The 18,140-nt window shown below is 73.5% G+C and carries 12 protein-coding genes and 1 pseudogene; 5 read left to right on the plus strand and 8 right to left on the minus strand.

Annotated features, from left to right (window positions below):
• Positions 1-128 precede the first annotated feature (128 nt).
• Entirely contained in the window at positions 129-3,464 is a 3,336-nt protein-coding gene (locus tag ACFVTF_RS30930) for a S8 family serine peptidase (RefSeq protein ID WP_387817570.1), read from the plus strand.
• Positions 3,465-3,561: 97 nt separating this feature from the next.
• Here the strand turns inward: ACFVTF_RS30930 and ACFVTF_RS30935 are convergent, their stop codons facing one another.
• Positions 3,562-6,054, minus strand: coding sequence for a YfhO family protein (locus ACFVTF_RS30935; protein ID WP_387817571.1), 2,493 nt, complete (start codon positions 6,052-6,054; stop codon positions 3,562-3,564).
• A 164-nt stretch (positions 6,055-6,218) separates the two neighbouring features.
• On the opposite strand from ACFVTF_RS30935, the gene ACFVTF_RS30940 reads away from it, so the two are divergent.
• The 4 genes from ACFVTF_RS30940 to cimA all read left to right on the plus strand — a co-directional run bounded on the left by ACFVTF_RS30940 (position 6,219) and on the right by cimA (position 11,206).
• The gene (locus ACFVTF_RS30940) at positions 6,219-6,767 is read left to right on the plus strand and encodes a Uma2 family endonuclease (protein WP_387817572.1); all 549 of its coding nucleotides are present in this window, start codon (positions 6,219-6,221) and stop codon (positions 6,765-6,767) included.
• Positions 6,768-6,826: 59 nt separating this feature from the next.
• The gene (locus tag ACFVTF_RS30945) at positions 6,827-7,864 is read left to right on the plus strand and encodes a 3-isopropylmalate dehydrogenase (protein WP_387817573.1); all 1,038 of its coding nucleotides are present in this window, start codon (positions 6,827-6,829) and stop codon (positions 7,862-7,864) included.
• A gap of 246 nt (positions 7,865-8,110) precedes the next feature.
• Positions 8,111-9,223, plus strand: coding sequence for a branched-chain amino acid aminotransferase (locus ACFVTF_RS30950; protein ID WP_387817574.1), 1,113 nt, complete (start codon positions 8,111-8,113; stop codon positions 9,221-9,223).
• A gap of 378 nt (positions 9,224-9,601) precedes the next feature.
• On the plus strand, positions 9,602-11,206 hold the full coding sequence (cimA, locus tag ACFVTF_RS30955) for a citramalate synthase (RefSeq protein WP_371517054.1): 1,605 nt from the start codon (positions 9,602-9,604) through the stop codon (positions 11,204-11,206).
• A 103-nt stretch (positions 11,207-11,309) separates the two neighbouring features.
• On the opposite strand, the gene ACFVTF_RS30960 is transcribed toward cimA, so the two are convergent.
• The 7 genes and pseudogenes from ACFVTF_RS30960 to ACFVTF_RS30990 form a co-directional block, all read right to left on the minus strand.
• Positions 11,310-11,894, minus strand: a complete 585-nt coding sequence (locus ACFVTF_RS30960; RefSeq protein WP_371517053.1) for an ATP/GTP-binding protein — start codon at positions 11,892-11,894, stop codon at positions 11,310-11,312.
• The gene (locus tag ACFVTF_RS30965) at positions 11,875-12,558 is read right to left on the minus strand and encodes a DUF742 domain-containing protein (RefSeq protein WP_387817575.1); all 684 of its coding nucleotides are present in this window, start codon (positions 12,556-12,558) and stop codon (positions 11,875-11,877) included. Before ACFVTF_RS30965 ends, ACFVTF_RS30960 begins: the two co-directional genes overlap by 20 nt.
• 161 nt (positions 12,559-12,719) lie before the next feature.
• Positions 12,720-13,133, minus strand: a complete 414-nt coding sequence (locus ACFVTF_RS30970; protein ID WP_097236138.1) for a roadblock/LC7 domain-containing protein — start codon at positions 13,131-13,133, stop codon at positions 12,720-12,722.
• A 10-nt stretch (positions 13,134-13,143) separates the two neighbouring features.
• Positions 13,144-16,497 carry a nitrate- and nitrite sensing domain-containing protein gene (locus tag ACFVTF_RS30975; protein WP_387817576.1) on the minus strand — a complete coding sequence of 1,118 codons (3,354 nt, stop codon included), beginning with the start codon at positions 16,495-16,497 and terminating at the stop codon, positions 13,144-13,146.
• A 393-nt stretch (positions 16,498-16,890) separates the two neighbouring features.
• On the minus strand, positions 16,891-17,475 hold the full coding sequence (locus tag ACFVTF_RS30980) for an ATP/GTP-binding protein (RefSeq protein ID WP_371517050.1): 585 nt from the start codon (positions 17,473-17,475) through the stop codon (positions 16,891-16,893).
• The gene (locus tag ACFVTF_RS30985) at positions 17,456-17,881 is read right to left on the minus strand and encodes a DUF742 domain-containing protein (protein WP_063347718.1); all 426 of its coding nucleotides are present in this window, start codon (positions 17,879-17,881) and stop codon (positions 17,456-17,458) included. Before ACFVTF_RS30985 ends, ACFVTF_RS30980 begins: the two co-directional genes overlap by 20 nt.
• Before the next feature lie 165 nt (positions 17,882-18,046).
• Positions 18,047-18,140: pseudogene (locus ACFVTF_RS30990) on the minus strand (roadblock/LC7 domain-containing protein); the annotation flags it as partial.

Consider the following 18,140-nt stretch of genomic DNA (forward strand, 5'->3'; position numbering starts at 1 on the left):
AAGTTGCTCGCGCTCCCCAGCGCGATCATCCTAATTTGGGGCCCCCGGAAGGGTGATCGACGTTCGCGCGGGCGGGCGTCAGCGACACGGTGTGCGGATCAGTCCCCCTGCCGGGGGAAGAGGGCCCAGTGCGTCTGCCATCCGTCCGCCGACCCGTCACCCGGATCGGCCTCACCCTGGCCCTGCTGGCCGGGAGCGCGGCGCTCGCCGCCACCCCGGCCTCCGGCGGGCCCCCGGCGGAGCCGTCGAGGGCCGGCCGAACGGCCTCCGTCCTGCTCGAACTCGGCACCGAGCCGGCCGGCCCCGCCTGGCGGCGCGCCGCCGACGGGGCCCGGCGGGCCCAGCGCTCCCCGGAGGCCGCCCGCCGGGAGGCCGCCGACGCCGGCGCCGCCCAGCGGGCCAGGGCCGGCGAAGCCCTCGACCGGCTCGCCGCGGCCGTCCACCGGGCGGCGCCCACCGCCGGCGAGCTCTACCGCACCCGCACCCTGATCACCGGCCTCGCCGTCGACGCGCCCGCCGACCGGCTGCCCGCCCTGCGCGCGCTGCCCGGCGTCCGGGCCGTCCACCCGATCGTCCGCAAGCAGCGGGACAACGCCTACTCCGTCCCGCTGCTCGGCGCCCCGCAGGTCTGGGCCGGTGCCACCGGCGACGGCAACACCGGCCAGGGGGTGCGGATCGGCATCATCGACAGCGGCATCGACTACACCCACGCCGACTTCGGCGGCCCCGGCACCGAGGCCGCCTTCCGCTCCGTCGAACGCGGCAAGCCCGCCCCGCCCGACCTGTTCCCCAACGCCAAGGTGATCGGCGGCAAGGACCTGGTCGGCGACGACTACAACCCCGACCCGTCCTCCCCGCACCACCAGCCCGTCCCGCACCCCAGCGACAACCCGATCGACTGCGACCGCAACGGGCACGGCACCCACGTCGCCGGCACCGCCGCCGGCTACGGCGTCACCGCCGACGGCCACCCGTACACCGGCCCCTACCGGCCCGGACTCGACCCCGCCGGGTTCAAGGTCGGCCCCGGCGCCGCCCCCGGCGCCCAGCTGTACGCGATCCGGGTCTTCGGCTGCGACGGCTCCACCGACCGGCTCGCCCAGGCCCTCGACCTCGCCGCCGACCCCAACGGCGACGGCGACCTCGGCGACCGCCTCGACGTCGTCAACCTCTCCCTCGGCAGCCGCTTCGGCAGCCCCGACGACACCGACGCCCTCGCCGTCGACCGGCTCGCCGCCCTCGGCACCGTCGTGGTCGCCGCCGCCGGCAACGACGGCGACGTCTACGGCATCGGCGGCAGCCCCGGCACCGCCGCCCGGGCCATCGCCGTCGCCGCCTCCGTCGACCCGCACAGCGACACCGACGGCCTCACCGTGCTCGCCCCCGCCGACCTGGCCGGCGTCGTCCCGGCCCACTGGAGCGAGCGCTACAAGGGCTGGTCCAGCGCCGACGTCAGCGGCCGACTCGTGCTGCCCGCCGACCAGTCCGACGGCTGCGCCGCCTACAGCGAAGCCGACCGGCAGCGGCTCGCCGGAAAGATCGCCGTCCTCACCTGGCGCACCCGCGACTCCGAACGGGCCTGCAACTCCGGCCCCCGCGCCGACCACGCCGCCGACGCCGGTGCGATCGGCGCCCTCTACGCCGCCGACACCGACCACCTCGCCGAGATCTCCGGCAACGACCGCATCCCGGCCGCCCTGCTCGCCCACGCCGACGGCGAACGGCTCCGGCAGGCCGCCGCGGCCGGGCCGGTCGAGGTCCGCCTCGCCGCCCCCGGCAACCCGCTGCACGGCTCCGTCTCCCAGAACCAGCCCGCCCGCACCGACACCCTCACCGACTTCTCCTCCCGCGGCATCGGCGTCCCCGGCATCGTCAAGCCCGACCTCGCCGCCCCCGGCGAGACCGTCTGGTCCGCCCTCGTCGGCAGCGGCAGCGGCGGCCAGCGCGAGGACGGCACCTCGATGGCCACCCCGCACATCACCGGCCTCGCCGCCCTCGTCCGCGCCGCCCACCGCGACTGGCCGGTCGAACAGCTCAAGGCCGCGCTCATGAACACCGCCGTCGACACCTGGCTCGGCGACGACCACGGCGGACCGGTCTACGGCCCCGAGCGCACCGGCGCCGGCCGCGCCCAGGTCGACCGGGCCGTCCACACCCCCGTCGTCGCCTACGCGGCCGGCGACGGAGCGGCCGAAGGCAGCGTCGGCGTCTCCTACGGGCCGGTCGAGATCGCCGGGCCGACCGCCCTCGGCCGCGACATCGAGGTGCGCAACCACGCGGACCGGCCGCTGAGCTACCGCACCGGCTACGCGGCCGCCACCGAACTGCCCGGCGCCACCTTCGAGGTGACGCCGGACCAGGTCGACGTCCCGGCCGGCGGCACCGCGCGGGTGCACGTCACCCTCGCCGTCCCCGGGGAGCTGGGCCGCGCCCCCGACCCCACCATCGACACCGTGCAGGACGGCAAGGCCCGCAGCTACCGCGCCGAACTCTCCGGCCGCGTCCTGCTCACCCCCGTCACCGACCCGGACCTGCCCCAACTGCGCGTCCCCGTCCTCGCCGCCCCGCGCCCGGCCACCGACCTCACCGCCACCGCCGCCGCCCGCACCACCCGGGACGGCACCGTCCTGATGCTCGGCGGCAGCGCCGCCCCCGGCAACCGGCCCGGACTCGTCACCGCCCTCACCCTCGGCGGCGAAGGCACCCGCTGGGCCGACTGCCCGCCGGACAGCGAAGCCGCCGTCGGGCCCGGGGCCGGCATCCGGCCCGACGACGGCACCGAGCCGACCGACCCCCCGCAGGACGTCTGCGTCCAGCAGCCCGGCGACCGGGCCGCCAACCTGCGGGTCGTCGGTGCCGCCACCAGCTCCGACCTGCTCTACGTGGGAGCCCAGCTCTGGGCCCCGGCCGCCACCCCGGTCGGGCTCTACGGCGTCCGGGTCTCCCTGGACACCGACGGCGACGGCACCACCGACGTCATCCTCGAAGCCGACCGGCTGCGCGGCAGCGACGTCCTCGTCTCCCGCGCCCTCGACGCCCGAACCGGCGCCGAACTCGACGTCCAGCCGCTCAACGGCCACTGGGGCGACACCGACACCGCCCTGCTGGACGGCGACGCCCTCGTCCTCCCCGTCCGGCTGAGCGCCCTCCCGGGCGTCCGGGAAGGCCACAGCACCGTCCACTACGGCGTCTGGACCAGCACCGTCGCCCCCGGCACACCCGACCCGGCCGAGTCCTACTCCGCCATCGGTCTGCGCGGCACCCGCCCCGTCCTGGCCCTCGACGTCCTGCACCCAGCCGTCGACATCCGGGCCGGCCTCGGCGGCCCCGCGGCCCTCGCCACCCCGGTCCGGCCCGGGACCGTCCTCGACATCCACCGCACGCCCGGCGACACCTCCCGCCTGCTCCTGCTCCACCACCTCAACCCCGCCGCCCGCCGGAGCCAGGTGATCACCCTTCCCTGACCGCACCTGCCCGAGGGGCGGCCCGCCGACCTGGCGGGCCGCCCCTCGCGCGTTGCGGCCCGCCTCGCCGCGGTGCCGACGGCCGTGCCCGGCCGCCTCAGCCCCGGTCAGTGGTCTGAGCGGCCTGGGCGGCGAGCCGGCGGGTGCGGCGGGGCGCGCGGGCCGGGCGGCGGGAGAAGCGGGTGAAGACGGCGACCAGGGCGAGGGCGGCGGCGGTGGCGGAGCTGACGGTGAGGCCCTCGGTGAGACCGGGCGGCCGGAAGGAGCAGGCGATGCGGTCGGCGCCGGCGCCGAGCGGTACGCCGATCATGCCCAGGACGGGCGTCGGCGGGACGTACCGGCCGCCGCCCGCCGCGCAGGTCCAGCCCTCGGCGGCCGGGACGGACAGCAGCGCGGTGCCGGTGGAGCCTGCCGGGAGGGTCGCGGCGAGGCTGTGCCCGCCGGCCGCCACGCCGGTCGCGCCGGTGGCGGTGAGACGGGCGACGGCGTCGTCCAGGGCGCCGGGCCGCAGGCAGCCGATCGGGCGGGCCGGGATCTGGCCGACCGTGTCGGAGCGCAGGGTCACCCGGACCGTCCCGTCGGCCGGGACCGGCCCCAGCCGGTGGATCGCGACGGCGGTGGTGGGCTGTTCGCCGTCGCTGCGGTAGGTGGTGCCGAGACCGCTGACCGTGCCCCGGTACCAGACGCCGTGGAAGTAGGCCGTGCCGCCGGGGGTGCAGGCCGCGGTGAGGACGGTGCCCTCGGCGCCGCCGGGCAGCGACCAGCCGCTGGTGCCGTGCAGGGTGGGCGCCGGGCCGCCGGCCGGGACGGGCAGCGGGGCCTCGTACACCCGGCTGCCGAGCAGTGACTCCTGCCGGGACCAGACCGAGGAGGTGTCCGGCCGGGCGCCGGGCGGCAGCACGGTGACCAGCGGCGGTGCGGCGGCCCGTCCGGGGGTGAAGCCGTCCGGGGGCGGCCCGTCGTCGAGGTGGGCGCGGACGGCGAACAGGGCCTGCCCGACCGGATCGGTGACGCTGGCGGTCTGCCGCCCGCCCGCCGTCCAGCCCGCGCCGAGGTCGTGCAGCAGCAGGGCGGCGACGGTCGGCAGGTAGCCGCTGAAGTAGCCGCCGCCCTGGCCGTCGAGCAGCAGCGGATCGTTGGTGGTGAAGGCGTGCGGGCCGGGGTCGCTGCGGCCGAGGGGCCACGTGGCGCCGTCGCGCACCGCCGCGTACCCGGCCCGGACGGCGGTGGCGGAGGCGGTGCCGGCCGGGGCGGCGGCGAGCGCGGCGTACCCGGACCAGACGGCGTTGCCGAGCACCGTGCCGGCCAGCACCCAGGTCGCCAGGGCGGTGGCCCGGCGGTCGGTGTGCCGGCGGTCGAGGGCCCAGAGCGCGGCGAGCAGGACGACCCCGCCGACGGCCAGCAGTGCCCAGGTGGAGGCACGGACCGAGTGCCGGCCCGCCGCCAGTGCGGCGATCACGGCGACCACGGCGGCGCCGCCCAGCAGGGTGAGCCGGTCCGGCCGGTGCGCCAGCGACACCCAGCCGGCCAGCACCAGCAGGCCGCTGAGCACGAACGCGACCCGGTACGGCCCGCCGGCCGGGATCGCCAGACCGTGCCAGACCAGCACGGTCGGGGTCCAGACGAAGCTGAGCACCACCAGCACCAGCGCCCCGCACCAGACCGCCCGCTCCCGGACCCGCACCCGCCGGTTGAACGGCAGCCCGCACACCAGCAGCAGCCCCAGCAGGCCGATCGCGACGTCCGGCAGCGGCCGCCCGCCGTGGGTGGCGGGCAGCAACTGCGCGAGGTGCCCGCCGAGCCCGGACGGGCCGAGCGGCTGCACCGGGGACTCCGGCTGGGCGCCGTGCGCGGCCCGGACGGCGACGAACAGCACGGGCGAGGCGAGCAGGACGCCGGTGGTGGCCATCGTGAAGGCCCGCCCGGTGACCCGGACCCGGTGGCGCAACGGCCGGGGGGTGGCGAACAGGCGGACGGCCAGCAGCAGCCCGGCCATCAGGGTGGCCAGCGCGGCGGTGTACAGGTTGCCGGCCCAGGCGAGGGTGACGCACAGCGAGCCGGCCACCCAGCGCCGCTCGCGCAGGCACCAGTCGGCGGCCAGGCCGAGCAGCGGCAGCGAGACCAGGCCCCAGAGCCACATCGGCGCCGCCCCGCCGACGTCGAGCACCCAGGCGCAGAGCCCGTACCCGACGGCGGCGAGCGCCCGCAGCCGGTGCGGGCCGGCGTGCAGCCGGCCGAGCAGGTGGGCCATCAGGGCGGTGCCGAGGCCGATGGTGGCGAGGGTGACCAGGAGGAGCGCGAGCCGGCCCTGGTCGCGGGGGAGGAGGGCGGTCGCCCAGGAGAACGGGTTCATCAGGTAGGCGAAGAAGTCGGCGAGGAACGGGACGCCGTAGCCGCTGTTCCAGTTGAACAGGAGGTCCCCGGCCGCCCGCCCGTGCAGCAGGTCCCACAGGTGGGCGTGGTACGGCAGGGCGGCCTCGCCCGCCCCCGTCGGCCACGCCCCGCGCAGCCCCACCGCGAGCGCGTACCCGCCCACCGCCAGCCCGGCCGCGCTCCCGCAGACCAGCACCTCCCGCCGCCGCACGCCCATTGCTGCTCGACCCCGTTTCCGCGAGGAACTGCCGGACCCCGCCACCCTAAGCGCGCCCCCCGCGCGGATCAGGCCCCCAGCGCTCCCTCGAAGGGGTGATGAGGTGGCAGCCCGGCGGATCGGCCTGCGACGGTGCCCCCGTGGAAAGGGAACTCGACCTTGCGATGCCGGAGTGGCTGCGCCCTCCGGCCACCGGCTACACCGCGGACGACCTGGATCGGCTACGGGATCTCCCGCCCCACACCGAGGTGCTCTTCGGTGGCCTGGTCTTCTCCGCCCGGCAGACAACGTTCCATGCCCGGACGACCAGCAGGCTGGATCAGCAACTGGCCGACCAGGTGCCGGACGGTTGGGAGGTCTGCTGCCGGATGGGGTTGAAGCTCGACACCCGTAACCGGCCGGAGCCCGATGTCATGGTGGTCGACGCCCGAGCGGACACCGGACCCGATCAGACGTTCTGGCTGGCCCGGGACGTTCTGTTGGCCGTGGAAGTGGTCGAGGAGGCATCGGCGGAGCGGGACCGCGAGGTCAAGCCGCGAAAGTACGCGACCGCCGGCATCCGTCACTTCTGGCGCGTCGAGTGCGATGAGGGGCGCCCGGTGGTGCACGTCTACGAGCTGGACCCGGCGACCAGGTCCTACGGACTGGCCGGGATCTACCACAAGCAGTTGAAGGTCGATCGGCCGTTCCCCGTCGAGATCGACCTGACCTGACCCGTCCGGATGGTGGACGCCTGGTGTCAGCCCCTGGGACACCGGAGTAGGGTCCGAGCATGTCTCGCACGATTCGTCTCGCAGTTGTCCCGGGTGACGGCATCGGCCAGGAAGTGGTGGCCGAAGGTCTCAAGGTCCTGGGTGCCGTGCTTCCCGCCGACGTGAAGCTGGAGACCACCGAGTACGACCTCGGCGCCCGGCGCTACCACCGGACCGGGGAGACCCTGCCGGACAGCGTGCTGGCCGAGCTGAAGTCGCACGACGCGATCCTCCTGGGCGCCATCGGCGACCCGAGCGTGCCGTCGGGCGTGCTGGAGCGGGGGCTGCTGCTGAAGCTGCGGTTCGCCTTCGACCACCACATCAACCTGCGTCCGGGCCGCCTGTTCCCCGGGGTGAAGTCCCCGCTGGCCGGTGAGCCGGCCATCGACTTCGTGGTGGTCCGCGAGGGCACCGAGGGCCCGTACGTCGGCAACGGCGGCTCGCTGCGCACCGGGACGCCGCAGGAGGTGGCCACCGAGGTCAGCCTGAACACCGCGTTCGGCATCGAGCGCGTGGTGCGCGACGCCTACCGCCGGGCCCAGGCGCGTCCGCGCAAGAAGCTGACGCTGGTGCACAAGAACAACGTGCTGGTGCACGCCGGGCACCTGTGGTCGCGGATCTTCGCGGAGGTCGGCCGGGAGTTCCCGGAGGTCACCACCGACTACCTGCACGTCGACGCGGCGACGATCTTCTTCGTCACCCAGCCGGAGCGTTTCGACGTCATCGTCACCGACAACCTGTTCGGCGACATCCTGACCGACCTGGCCGCCGCCGTCACCGGCGGGATCGGCCTGGCCGCGAGCGGCAACATCAACCCGGGCGGCGAGTTCCCGTCGATGTTCGAGCCGGTGCACGGTTCGGCGCCGGACATCGCGGGCCAGGGCAAGGCCGACCCGACGGCCACCGTGCTGTCGGTCGCCATGCTGCTGGAGCACCTGGGCTTCGCCGCCGAGGCCGCCCGGGTGGAGGCCGCCGTCGCGGCGGACCTGGCCGAGCGCGCCGGCACCCGCAGCACCTCCGAGGTCGGCGACGCGCTGGTCACCCGAGTAGCCGGCTGACGGGCCGGATCCGCTTGACGGACTCCGGCCCACGGGCCGGGGCCGACAACGGTCGCGGCCCGGCGGGCCGCACCACATAACCGCAGCTTGCAGCTCCCCAAGGAGCGGGCAGCTGTTCGGCACGGCCCTCTGGATGCGAGTATCGACAGTGGGTCGTGCCGTTGTGCGTTCGTTCCGGTGATGGTTGGCCGGGGCGGGCACCCGGCGGTGGCGGCCCGGACCTACCCCACGGTGAAGGAAACAGCCATGAGCACGCCCACCCAGGCGCCCATCACGTTCGACCTCAAGCCTTCCGCCCACCCGCTGCCCACCGCGGAGCGCGAGGCCCGGCTGATCAACCCCGGCTTCGGCCGGGTCTTCACCGACCACATGGTCACCATCCGCTGGACCGAGGGCGTGGGCTGGCACGACGCCCAGCTGGCGCCATACGCGCCGCTGGAGGTCGACCCGGCGAACATGACCCTGCACTACGGCCAGTCGATCTTCGAGGGCCTCAAGGCCTACCGCCAGGCCGACGGCTCCATCGCGACCTTCCGCCCGGAGGCCAACGCGGCCCGCTTCCAGGCCTCGGCCCGCCGCCTGGCGATGCCGGAGCTGCCGGTGGAGACCTTCGTCGAGGCCGTCGAGCTGCTGGTCCAGCAGGACCAGGCGTGGGTGCCGAACGAGCCCGAGCAGAGCCTGTACCTGCGTCCGTTCATGTTCGCCACCGAGGTCGGTCTGGGTGTCCGCCCGGCGAACTCCTACCTGTTCATGATCATCGCCTCGCCGGCCGGCGCCTACTTCCCGGGCGGCGTCAAGCCGGTCTCGGTGTGGCTGTCCAAGGAGTACGTCCGGGCCGCGCCCGGCGGCACCGGCGCCGCCAAGTGCGCCGGCAACTACGCCGCTTCGCTGATCGCCCAGGCCCAGGCCGCCGAGAAGGGCTGCGACCAGGTCGTCTGGCTCGACGCCGCCGAGCACCGGTGGATCGAGGAGATGGGCGGCATGAACCTGTACTTCGTCTTCGGCGAGGGCAAGGACGCGAAGATCGTCACCCCCGAGCTGTCCGGCGCCCTGCTGCCCGGCATCACCCGCGACTCGCTGCTCCAGCTCGCCACCGACCTCGGCTACGCCGTCGAGGAGCGGAAGATCTCCACCGACGAGTGGCAGCAGGGCAACGCGGACGGCACCCTCACCGAGGTGTTCGCCTGCGGCACCGCCGCCGTCATCACCCCGGTCGGCTCGGTCAAGTCGGCCGCCGCCGACTGGACGGTCGGCACCGGCGAGCCCGGCCCGACCACCATGGAGCTGCGCCGGGCCCTGCTGGCCATCCAGGGCGGCCAGACCCCCGACACCCACGGCTGGCTGCACAAGATCGTCTGAGGCGGCACCCGCTCCGGCCTGCTCCGTTTCGCATCGCGAGACGGGCGGGCCGGATGCCGGGACGTGTGCCAGACTGCGAACGTGTCCTCGCTGTCGCTGATTATTAACAGCAGGCGCGCCGGTCCGCAGTGACCGCTCCCGCAGGACCCGATGCGGAGCGACCACCAGCGTCCAGACCCGCGCGCAGACCTCTCGCACCCGCGAGGGGTTTTTTCGTTTTTCGGGCACCGCCCCGATCAACACAGCCTCCGGACCGGCCGGGAGCCCCCACAAGGGGCTCGGGGACACCGGAGCCGCGCGCGGGATGCTGGACAGTGGAGCCGGGACTCACAATCCGGCAGAGCAGTACGAACCTCCCCGAACGGAGAACCAGGGGTCATGACCGAGGTCAGCCGTACCGACGACAGTTTCCACGTGTTCGACACCACCCTGCGCGACGGCGCGCAGCGGGAGGGCATCAACCTGACGGTGGCGGACAAGCTGGCCATCGCGCGGTACCTGGACGAGTTCGGGGTGGGCTTCATCGAGGGCGGTTGGCCGGGGGCCAACCCGCGCGACACCGAGTTCTTCGCCCGGGCCGCCGCCGAACTGGACCTCCGGCACGCCCGGCTGGTCGCCTTCGGCGCCACCCGCCGGGCCGGCGGCAAGGCCGCGGAGGACCCGCAGCTGGCCGCGCTGGTCGCCTCGGGCGCCCCGGTCGTCACCCTCGTCGCCAAGGCGCACGACCGGCACGTGGAGCTGGCGCTGCGCACCACCCTGGACGAGAACCTGGAGATGGTCCGGGACAGCGTCGAGTTCCTGCGCGCGCAGGGGCGGCGGGTGTTCATCGACTGCGAGCACTTCTTCGACGGCTACCGGGCGAACCGCGAGTACGCGCTGGCCGTGGTCCGCACCGCGCACCAGGCGGGCGCGGACGTGGTGGTGCTGTGCGACACCAACGGCGGGATGCTGCCGGCCGGCGTGCGGGAGACCGTCGCCGACGTCCTCGCCGTCACCGGCGCCCGGCTGGGCATCCACGCCCAGGACGACACCGGCTGCGCGGTGGCCAACACGCTGGCCGCGGTGGACGCCGGCGCCACCCACGTCCAGTGCACCGCCAACGGCTACGGCGAGCGGGTCGGCAACGCCAACCTGTTCCCGGTGGTCGGCGCGCTGGAGATCAAGTACGACCGGCGGGTGCTCCCCGAGGGCCGGCTCGCCGAGATGACCAGGCTGTCGCACGCGATCGCCGAGGTGGTCAACCTGACCCCCTCCACCCACCAGCCGTACGTCGGCTACTCGGCCTTCGCGCACAAGGCGGGCCTGCACGCCTCCGCGATCAAGGTCGACCCGGACCTGTATCAGCACATCGACCCGGAGCGGGTCGGCAACACCATGCGGATGCTGGTCTCCGACATGGCGGGCCGCGCCTCGGTCGAGCTCAAGGGCAAGGAGCTCGGCTACGACCTGTCCACCGACCGGGACCTGGCCGGCCGGGTGGTGGCCAAGGTGAAGGAGCAGGAGAACCTCGGCTACACCTACGAGTCCGCCGACGCCTCCTTCGAGCTGCTGCTGCGCGACGAGGTGCGCGGCGGCCGGGAGCGCTTCTACACCCTGGAGTCCTGGCGGACCATCAGCGAGCAGGGCCCGAACGGCTTCACCGGCAACGAGGCGACGGTGAAGCTGTGGGCGAAGGGGGAGCGCCGGATCGCCACCGGCGAGGGCAACGGCCCGGTGAACGCGCTGGACCAGGCGCTGCGCACCGCGCTGGAGGGGATCTACCCGCCGCTGGCCCGGTTCGAGCTGGTGGACTACAAGGTCCGCATCCTGGAGGGCCAGCACGGCACCGGCTCCAAGACCCGGGTGCTGATCGAGTCCACCGACGGCACGTCCACCTGGTCGACCGTCGGGGTGGCCGACAACGTGGTGGCCGCCTCCTGGCTGGCGCTGGAGGACGCCTACACCTACGGGCTGATCCGGGCCGGCCTGGAGCCCACCGAGTAGCCCGCCGAGCAACTCACCGGGCAGCCCGCCGGGCGACCCGCCGCGGCCGCGGCCCGCGGACCTCCGAACGAAGGTCCGTGGGCCGCGGCCGCAGCCGTGTCCGTCATCGGAGTCGGGCGAGGAGGGCGTGCTCGACGAGGGTGATGAGGGCGCTCTTGGCGCTGTCGCGGCGGCGCGCGTCGAGCGTGATGACGGGGGTCTCGGCGCTGAGCTGGAGCGCTTCGCGGACCTCGTCGGCGGTGTGGGGCTGGTGTCCGTCGAAGCCGTTGAGGGCGACGACGAAGGGCAGTCCGCTGTTCTCGAAGTAGTCGAGGGCGGGGAAGCAGTCGGCGAGGCGGCGGGTGTCGACGAGGACGACGGCGCCGATGGCGCCGCGGACGAGGTCGTCCCACATGAACCAGAAGCGGTCCTGTCCGGGGGTGCCGAAGAGGTAGAGGATGAGGTCTTCGTCGAGGGTGATGCGGCCGAAGTCCATGGCGACGGTGGTGGTGGTCTTGCCGGAGACGTGGCTGAGGTCGTCGATGCCGGCGGAGGCCGAGGTCATGACGGCTTCGGTGCGCAGGGGGTTGATCTCGGAGACGGCGCCGACGAGCGTGGTCTTGCCGACGCCGAAGCCGCCCGCGACGACGATCTTCGCGGAGGTGGTGGCGCGGGTGGGGGCGGCCGCGTTAGAGCTTGCGAAGTCCACTGAGGACCCTTTCGAGCAGCGTGACGTCGGGCTGGTTTCCGGATTCGCCGCCGGAAGCGGGCTGGTGGATGGCGACGAGGCCGGCCTCGGCCAGGTCGGCCACGAGGATGCGGGCCACTCCCAGGGGAAGGGAGAGCAGCGCCGACACCTCCGCGACGGATTTGACCTCCCTGCACAGGGTGCAGATCCGCTGGTGCTCGGGAAGCAGGGTGGCCAGGCGCTGCGGGTCGACGTCGGCGGAGACGAGGGCCTCCAGCGCGAGCTCGTAGCGCGGCCGGGTGCGTCCACCGGTCATCGCGAACGGCCGGATCAGCGGGCCGGAGTCGGGCTCGTCCTCGAACTCCTCGACGTGCCCGGGCTCGTGGGCCGGCCGGTGGTCGGGGGCGGGCGCCGGGTATCCGGGCGGCGGCGTGTCGAAGGCGGGCTGCGGCTGTCGGTACCGGCCGGGCCGGCCCTGCTGGTCGTACTGCTCCTGCTGCGGCTGCCCGTACGGGTGCTGGGGCTGCCCGTACTGGTGCTGGCCGTACTGCTGTCCGTGCTGCTGGCCGTGCTGAGGCTGGCCGTACTGCTGACCGTGGCCGACGCCGGGTGCTCCGAAGGCGTCATGGCCTGTGCCAGGGTACGGAACGCCGTACTGGCCGCTGCGGTCGTCGGGCGGTGTCACGGTTCCTCTCCTCACAGGGTGCGGCGGTGCGGTGCGAGCTTCGGCGCAGGTCCGGAGCCGGTGGTGCGAAGGCCGTACAACGTCCGAACCCGAGCCCGCCGAAGCGGGCCCGGGAAGGACGCGGAGGTACTTCGAATACCTGGACGGTATCCGACGGACCGTCAGTGCAGGAGACTGCCCTGGAGTTCCGCGCGGAGTGCGGGGGTGAGGACGGCGCCGGCGCGGTCGACGAGGAGGGCCATCTCGTAGCCGACGAGGCCGATGTCGGAGTCGGGGGAGGCGAGTACGGCGAGGGCGGAGCCGTCGCTGATGGCCATGAGGAAGAGGAAGCCTCGTTCCATCTCGACGACGGTCTGGTTGACCTCGCCTCCTTCGAAGATCCGGCTGGCGCCGGAGGTGAGGGAGGTGAGGCCGGAGGCGACGGCTGCGAGCTGGTCGGCGCGGTCGCGGGGGAAGCCCTCGGACATGCACAGCAGGAGGCCGTCGGCGGAGACCACCACGGTGTGGGACACCCCGGGGGTGTTGTCCACGAAATTGGTGATCAGCCAGTTCAGGTTCTGTGCGGCCTGGCTCATCTGAGTCAACTCAACGCTCCTGGTGGTTCGAGCCGCCGAAGAGATCGGTGCTTCGGTTCTGTCCGTTGCCGGACGGGTCTACCTGATCGGGGTCGATCCGGAAGCTTCCGGTGTTACCGGCACTGCGGCCCTGCTCCACGCCGCGGCGCAGGTTGGTGAGCCGGCCGCGGACCTCCTCGGGGCTGCGGGAGACCTGCGGCCCTTCCTGCGGAGTGGGCTTGGCGTTCCCGGCCACCAGGTTCTGCTTGGGCACGCGCCGCGGCAGGCCTGCCCCGGTGGTGCCGCCGGAGGCGGGCTCGCGGGTCTGCTCGGCCTGCTGCCAGGCGCCGTCGTTGGGCGACTGCCAGGGCGAGTTGGTCGGGCCGGTCGGGCCGTAGCCGCCCAGCGCCGACACGTCGTGGCCGCGCGGCTCGTCGACCGCCGAGGTGTCCTTGGCGCCGGCGAACCAGTTCGGGGTCTCGCCGCCGGAGCCGCCGTCCGCCGGAGCGGTCGGGGCGCCGAAGCCGCCACCCGCCAGCTGCTGGCCGGGGCGGCGCTGCGGCAGCCCGGACGGCAGGGTGGGGGTGGGCTCGGCGGCGGGCAGCGCGGGCGGCTCCGGGGTGTACGGGTGCCCGGCCGGGGCCTCCTCGGCCTGCTGGCCGTACTGGTCGGCGTAGCCGTCCTGGTAGCCCTGGTAGCCGTCGCCCTGGTAGTCCTGGCGGCCGTACTGGTCGTCGGTGTAGCCGGACTGGTCGTAGCCCTGCTGCGGGTACTGGCCGTACTGGTCCTGGCCGTACTCGTCCTGCTGGTAGCCGTCCTGCTGGTAGCCGTACTGGTCGTCGGCGTAGCCGGACTGCTGCTCGTAGCCCTGGGGGGCGTACTGGTCGTAGCCCTGCTGGTACTCCTCCTCGACCTCGGCGTCCAGCACCGGCGGCTCGCCGTCGTGCGGGCCGCTCTCCAGGGCCGCGCGGCGGACCTGGTCGAGGCGCTGCGAGCGCTGGACGGACTCCAGGGCCGGGCTGAAGCCGCTGGATCCGGCGTTGCCGGTGCCGGTGAGGTGGTCGTCGAAGCCCAGCTCGGCGGCGCTGCGCGGCTGGCCGTTGGGCGCCCACTGGGAGGTCGGCTCCTGCTCGGCGAAGATCCGGGAGACGGTGAACTGCTCCTCGGGCTCCGGCGCGGCGCCCGACCGGGTGATGAACGGCGGGATCATGACCAGCGAGGTGGTGCCCGCGGACTCGCCGGAGGGGCGGAGCTGGACGCGGACGTCGTGCCGCTGGGACAGCCGGCCGACCACGAACAGGCCCATGCGGCGGGAGATGGTGGCGTCGACGGTGGGCGGCTCGGCCAGCTTCTCGTTGATCTCGGCGAAGTCGTCGGCGGTGAGGCCGATGCCCTTGTCGTGGATCTCGACCAGCACCCGGCCGTCCGGCAGGCGGGTCGCGTTGACCAGGACCCGGGTCTGCGGGCTGGAGAACGAGGTGGCGTTCTCCAGCAGCTCGGCGAGCAGGTGGACGAGGTCGGTCACGGCGGCGCCGACGACCTCGACCTCCGGGATGCCGGACAGCTCGACGCGCTCGTACTGCTCCACCTCGGAGGAGGCGGCGCGGAGCACGTCGACCAGCGGGACCGGGGTGTTCCAGCGGCGGCCGGCCTCCTCGCCCGCGAGGACGAGCAGGTTCTCACCGTTGCGGCGCATACGGGTCGCGAGGTGGTCCAGCTTGAAGAGGTTCTCCAGCTGGTCCGGGTCGGCCTCGTTGTTCTCCAGGTCGGTGATCAGCGCCAGCTGGCGCTGGATCAGGCCCTGGCTGCGACGCGACAGGTTGGTGAAGATCGCGTTGACGTTCCCTCGCAGCAGGGCCTGCTCGGCGGCGAGCGCCACGGCCTGCTGGTGGACCTGGTCGAACGCCCGGGCGACCTCGCCGATCTCGTCCTTGCCGTGCAACGGGATCGGGGTGACGGAGGTGTCGACCCGGTCGGGGTCGGTCTTGGAGAGCTTCTCGACCAGGTCCGGCAGGCGGTGGTCGGCGATCTCCAGGGCGGCGCTGCGCAGGGTGCGCATGCCGAGGATCATCGAGCGGGCGACGTAGCCGGTGAGCAGACCGGCCAGGATGAGCGCCGCGACGACGATGATCGTGTTGAGGATGGCGTCGTAGAGCGCGTTGTCCTTGAGGCCGCGGGAGTCCGTGAGGACGTCGTCCAGCAGCTGGACCTCGGTGTCACGCAGGGCCTGGATGTGGGTGTTGGCGGCCTGGTTCCAGTTCTCCGGGGTGAGACCGGAGTCCTTGGCCTCCTTGTAGGCCTGGTCGGCGGCGGCCTTGCCCTTGCTCTGGCCCTCGGCGGCGGCCTGGCTGTAGGCGGCGCCGAGGGAGAGCAGGGTCTGCATGGAGGGCGCGGTGCCGTTCGGCATCTTGTAGGCCGAGCGCTCCTGCGCGGCGGCCTGGGCGACCTGCGCGTTGGCGTACTTGCGGGCGTCCTCGGGGGCGCTGCCGGTGTTGAACTCGGTCAGCGAGACCTGCTCCAGCCGCTCCGCCACCAGGATCTGCTGGATCACGTCGGCGTTCTCGAACCGGGTGGTGGCGTTCTGGGAGATGCCGACCAGCAGGTGCAGCATGAGCGCGCGCTGGGTCGAGGCGGAGGCCTTGGCGAGGGACATCGCGTAGATCGCGCGGCCCTTGCTGGCGGCGTTGCTGGAGCCGATGCCGACCGAGTTGTCGTAGGACAGCAGCGGGGCGAACATCACCGAGTAGGCGTTGACGGTGGCGCCGGCGAACAGCTCGGCGCCGTACGCGCTGGACCGCAGGTGCGGCAGGTCGACCACCAGGGCCTGGAAGGCCTCGTGGCGGCGCGGCAGTTCGCCGGACTTGTCGGAGGCCGCGTAGGCCGCCTCGTACGCCTTCAGCGCGGCGTCCGTGCTGGCGCGGATCTTGGCGACCTTGCCGTCCGGGTCCTGCTTGGTGAGCAGGGGTATCAGCGTGGTGTCGCGCTCGATCTCCAGCGCTTCGGCGAGCTCGGTGGCCGCCTTGGCGAGTTCGGCGGTCTTCTCGGCGCGGGAGGCCTTGATGTAGCCGTCGACCGAGGTGTTCACGCGGAGGCCGCCGAAGACGAGACTGATGATCACGGGGATCAGCAGGATCGCGATCAGACGGGTCGGCACGCGCCAGTTGCGCGGGCGGAGGAAGTCGTACCGCTTGGAGGCGTCGCCGTCCGGACCGCCGCTGCGGGGTTCCGTGGACGCGGCCGGGGGCTGCGGGGCCGGGGAGGCCTGCGAGCGCTCCTCGGTGGGGGTGAAAGCGGAGAATCCGGCCGGGTCCGCTGCGGTACCGTTCGGCTCGCTCCGGCGGGGCTCGGAGCGCCGCTGCGGGGCGGGTTGCTGCTTACGCCTCACTCGACAACTACCTCTCGGCCGACTGTCGGCCATGGATCAATCCAGCGCTACCCCCGGGCCCTGGCCCGTCACCGGTGGGCCGGCGCGAGGGTTTCAGGGGTAGCTGGAATTTCAGCACGTGCAGGGATGGGGGACAAACAGCCGCAGGATGGCCCCCGCGTCGGTGCAATAGGGACATTCACCGACATGACGGAGCAAAACCGTGGTCTTCTGGCGCTGAGTGACGCTAGTTCACCACGCAGAGTCACTGTTGATCACAAAATGCCTACCGAACTGTTATCCGCTGCTTATACAGCGGGTCTTGCGCGATGCCCCTGGAGGACATCGGCCGGTAGCGGCTCCGCCCCGGGGGCCGTCACGCCGACGGCCCCCGGAGTCCGGAAGTCCGGCCCGTCATCGGAGTCGGGCGAGGAGGGCGTGCTCGACGAGGGTGATGAGGGCGCTCTTGGCGCTGTCGCGGCGGCGCGCGTCGAGCGTGACGACCGGGGTCTCGGCGCTGAGCTGGAGCGCTTCGCGGACCTCGTCGGCGGTGTGGGGCTGGTGTCCGTCGAAGCCGTTGAGGGCGACGACGAAGGGCAGTCCGCTGTTCTCGAAGTAGTCGAGGGCGGGGAAGCAGTCGGCGAGGCGGCGGGTGTCGACGAGGACGACGGCGCCGATGGCGCCGCGGACGAGGTCGTCCCACATGAACCAGAAGCGGTCCTGTCCGGGGGTGCCGAAGAGGTAGAGGATGAGGTCTTCGTCGAGGGTGATGCGGCCGAAGTCCATGGCGACGGTGGTGGTCGTCTTGCCGGAGACGTGGCTGAGGTCGTCGATGCCGGCGGAGGCCGAGGTCATGACGGCTTCGGTGCGCAGGGGGTTGATCTCGGAGACGGCGCCGACGAGCGTGGTCTTGCCGACGCCGAAGCCGCCCGCGACGACGATCTTCGCGGAGGTGGTGGCGCGGGAGGGCGCGGCCGCGTTAGAGCTTGCGAAGTCCACTGAGGACCCTTTCGAGCAGCGTGACATCGGGCGTTCCGCCCGACTCGCCCGCGGCGGCGGGCTGGTGGATGGCGACGAGGCCGGCCTCGGCCAGGTCTGCGACGAGGATGCGGGCCACACCGAGCGGGACACCGGCCAGTGCGGAGATCTCCGCGATGGACTTGACCTCACGGCAGAGGTTCACGATCCGGGCGTGCTCGGGCAGCAGGCCGCCGGTCCGCTCGGCGTTGCCGGTGGTCGAGATCAGGGCCTCGATGGCGAGCTGGTACCGGGGCCGGGTGCGGCCACCGGTCATCGCGTACGGGCGGACCAGCGGCTGCTGCTCGTAGCCGTCGGACTGCTGCCCGCCGTAGCCGCTGCCGTACCCGTTGCCGTACGAGCCGGCGGGTGTCGAGGGCGGGGTCATGGGTCCTCCTTGTGCTGCAGCCTTGGGCAGCCGGTTCCAGCTGGGGCGGTGCCAGCTGAGGCGGGATCAGCTGCCTGAGGGTAGCTGAGGGTGAGACGCCGGGGCCGGTCGGGTCGGACCCGGCGGGGGAGGTGGGACGGTGGACGGATCCCGCTCGGACTCCGGTCAGTGCAGGAGACTGCCCTGGAGTTCCGCGCGGAGTGCGGGGGTGAGGACGGCGCCGGCGCGGTCGACGAGGAGGGCCATCTCGTAGCCGACG

It is taken from the genome of Kitasatospora sp. NPDC057940 (assembly GCF_042887425.1).
Taxonomy (GTDB): domain Bacteria; phylum Actinomycetota; class Actinomycetes; order Streptomycetales; family Streptomycetaceae; genus Kitasatospora.

Coding starts and splice junctions, on each gene's coding strand:
- ACFVTF_RS30935 (WP_387817571.1), bottom strand. CDS start 6,054: ATGGGCGTGCGGCGGCGGGAGGTGCTGGTCTGCGGGAGCGCGGCCGGG.
- ACFVTF_RS30940 (WP_387817572.1), top strand. CDS start 6,219: ATGCCGGAGTGGCTGCGCCCTCCGGCCACCGGCTACACCGCGGACGAC.
- ACFVTF_RS30945 (WP_387817573.1), top strand. CDS start 6,827: ATGTCTCGCACGATTCGTCTCGCAGTTGTCCCGGGTGACGGCATCGGC.
- ACFVTF_RS30950 (WP_387817574.1), top strand. CDS start 8,111: ATGAGCACGCCCACCCAGGCGCCCATCACGTTCGACCTCAAGCCTTCC.
- cimA (WP_371517054.1), top strand. CDS start 9,602: ATGACCGAGGTCAGCCGTACCGACGACAGTTTCCACGTGTTCGACACC.
- ACFVTF_RS30970 (WP_097236138.1), bottom strand. CDS start 13,133: ATGAGCCAGGCCGCACAGAACCTGAACTGGCTGATCACCAATTTCGTG.
- ACFVTF_RS30985 (WP_063347718.1), bottom strand. CDS start 17,881: ATGACCCCGCCCTCGACACCCGCCGGCTCGTACGGCAACGGGTACGGC.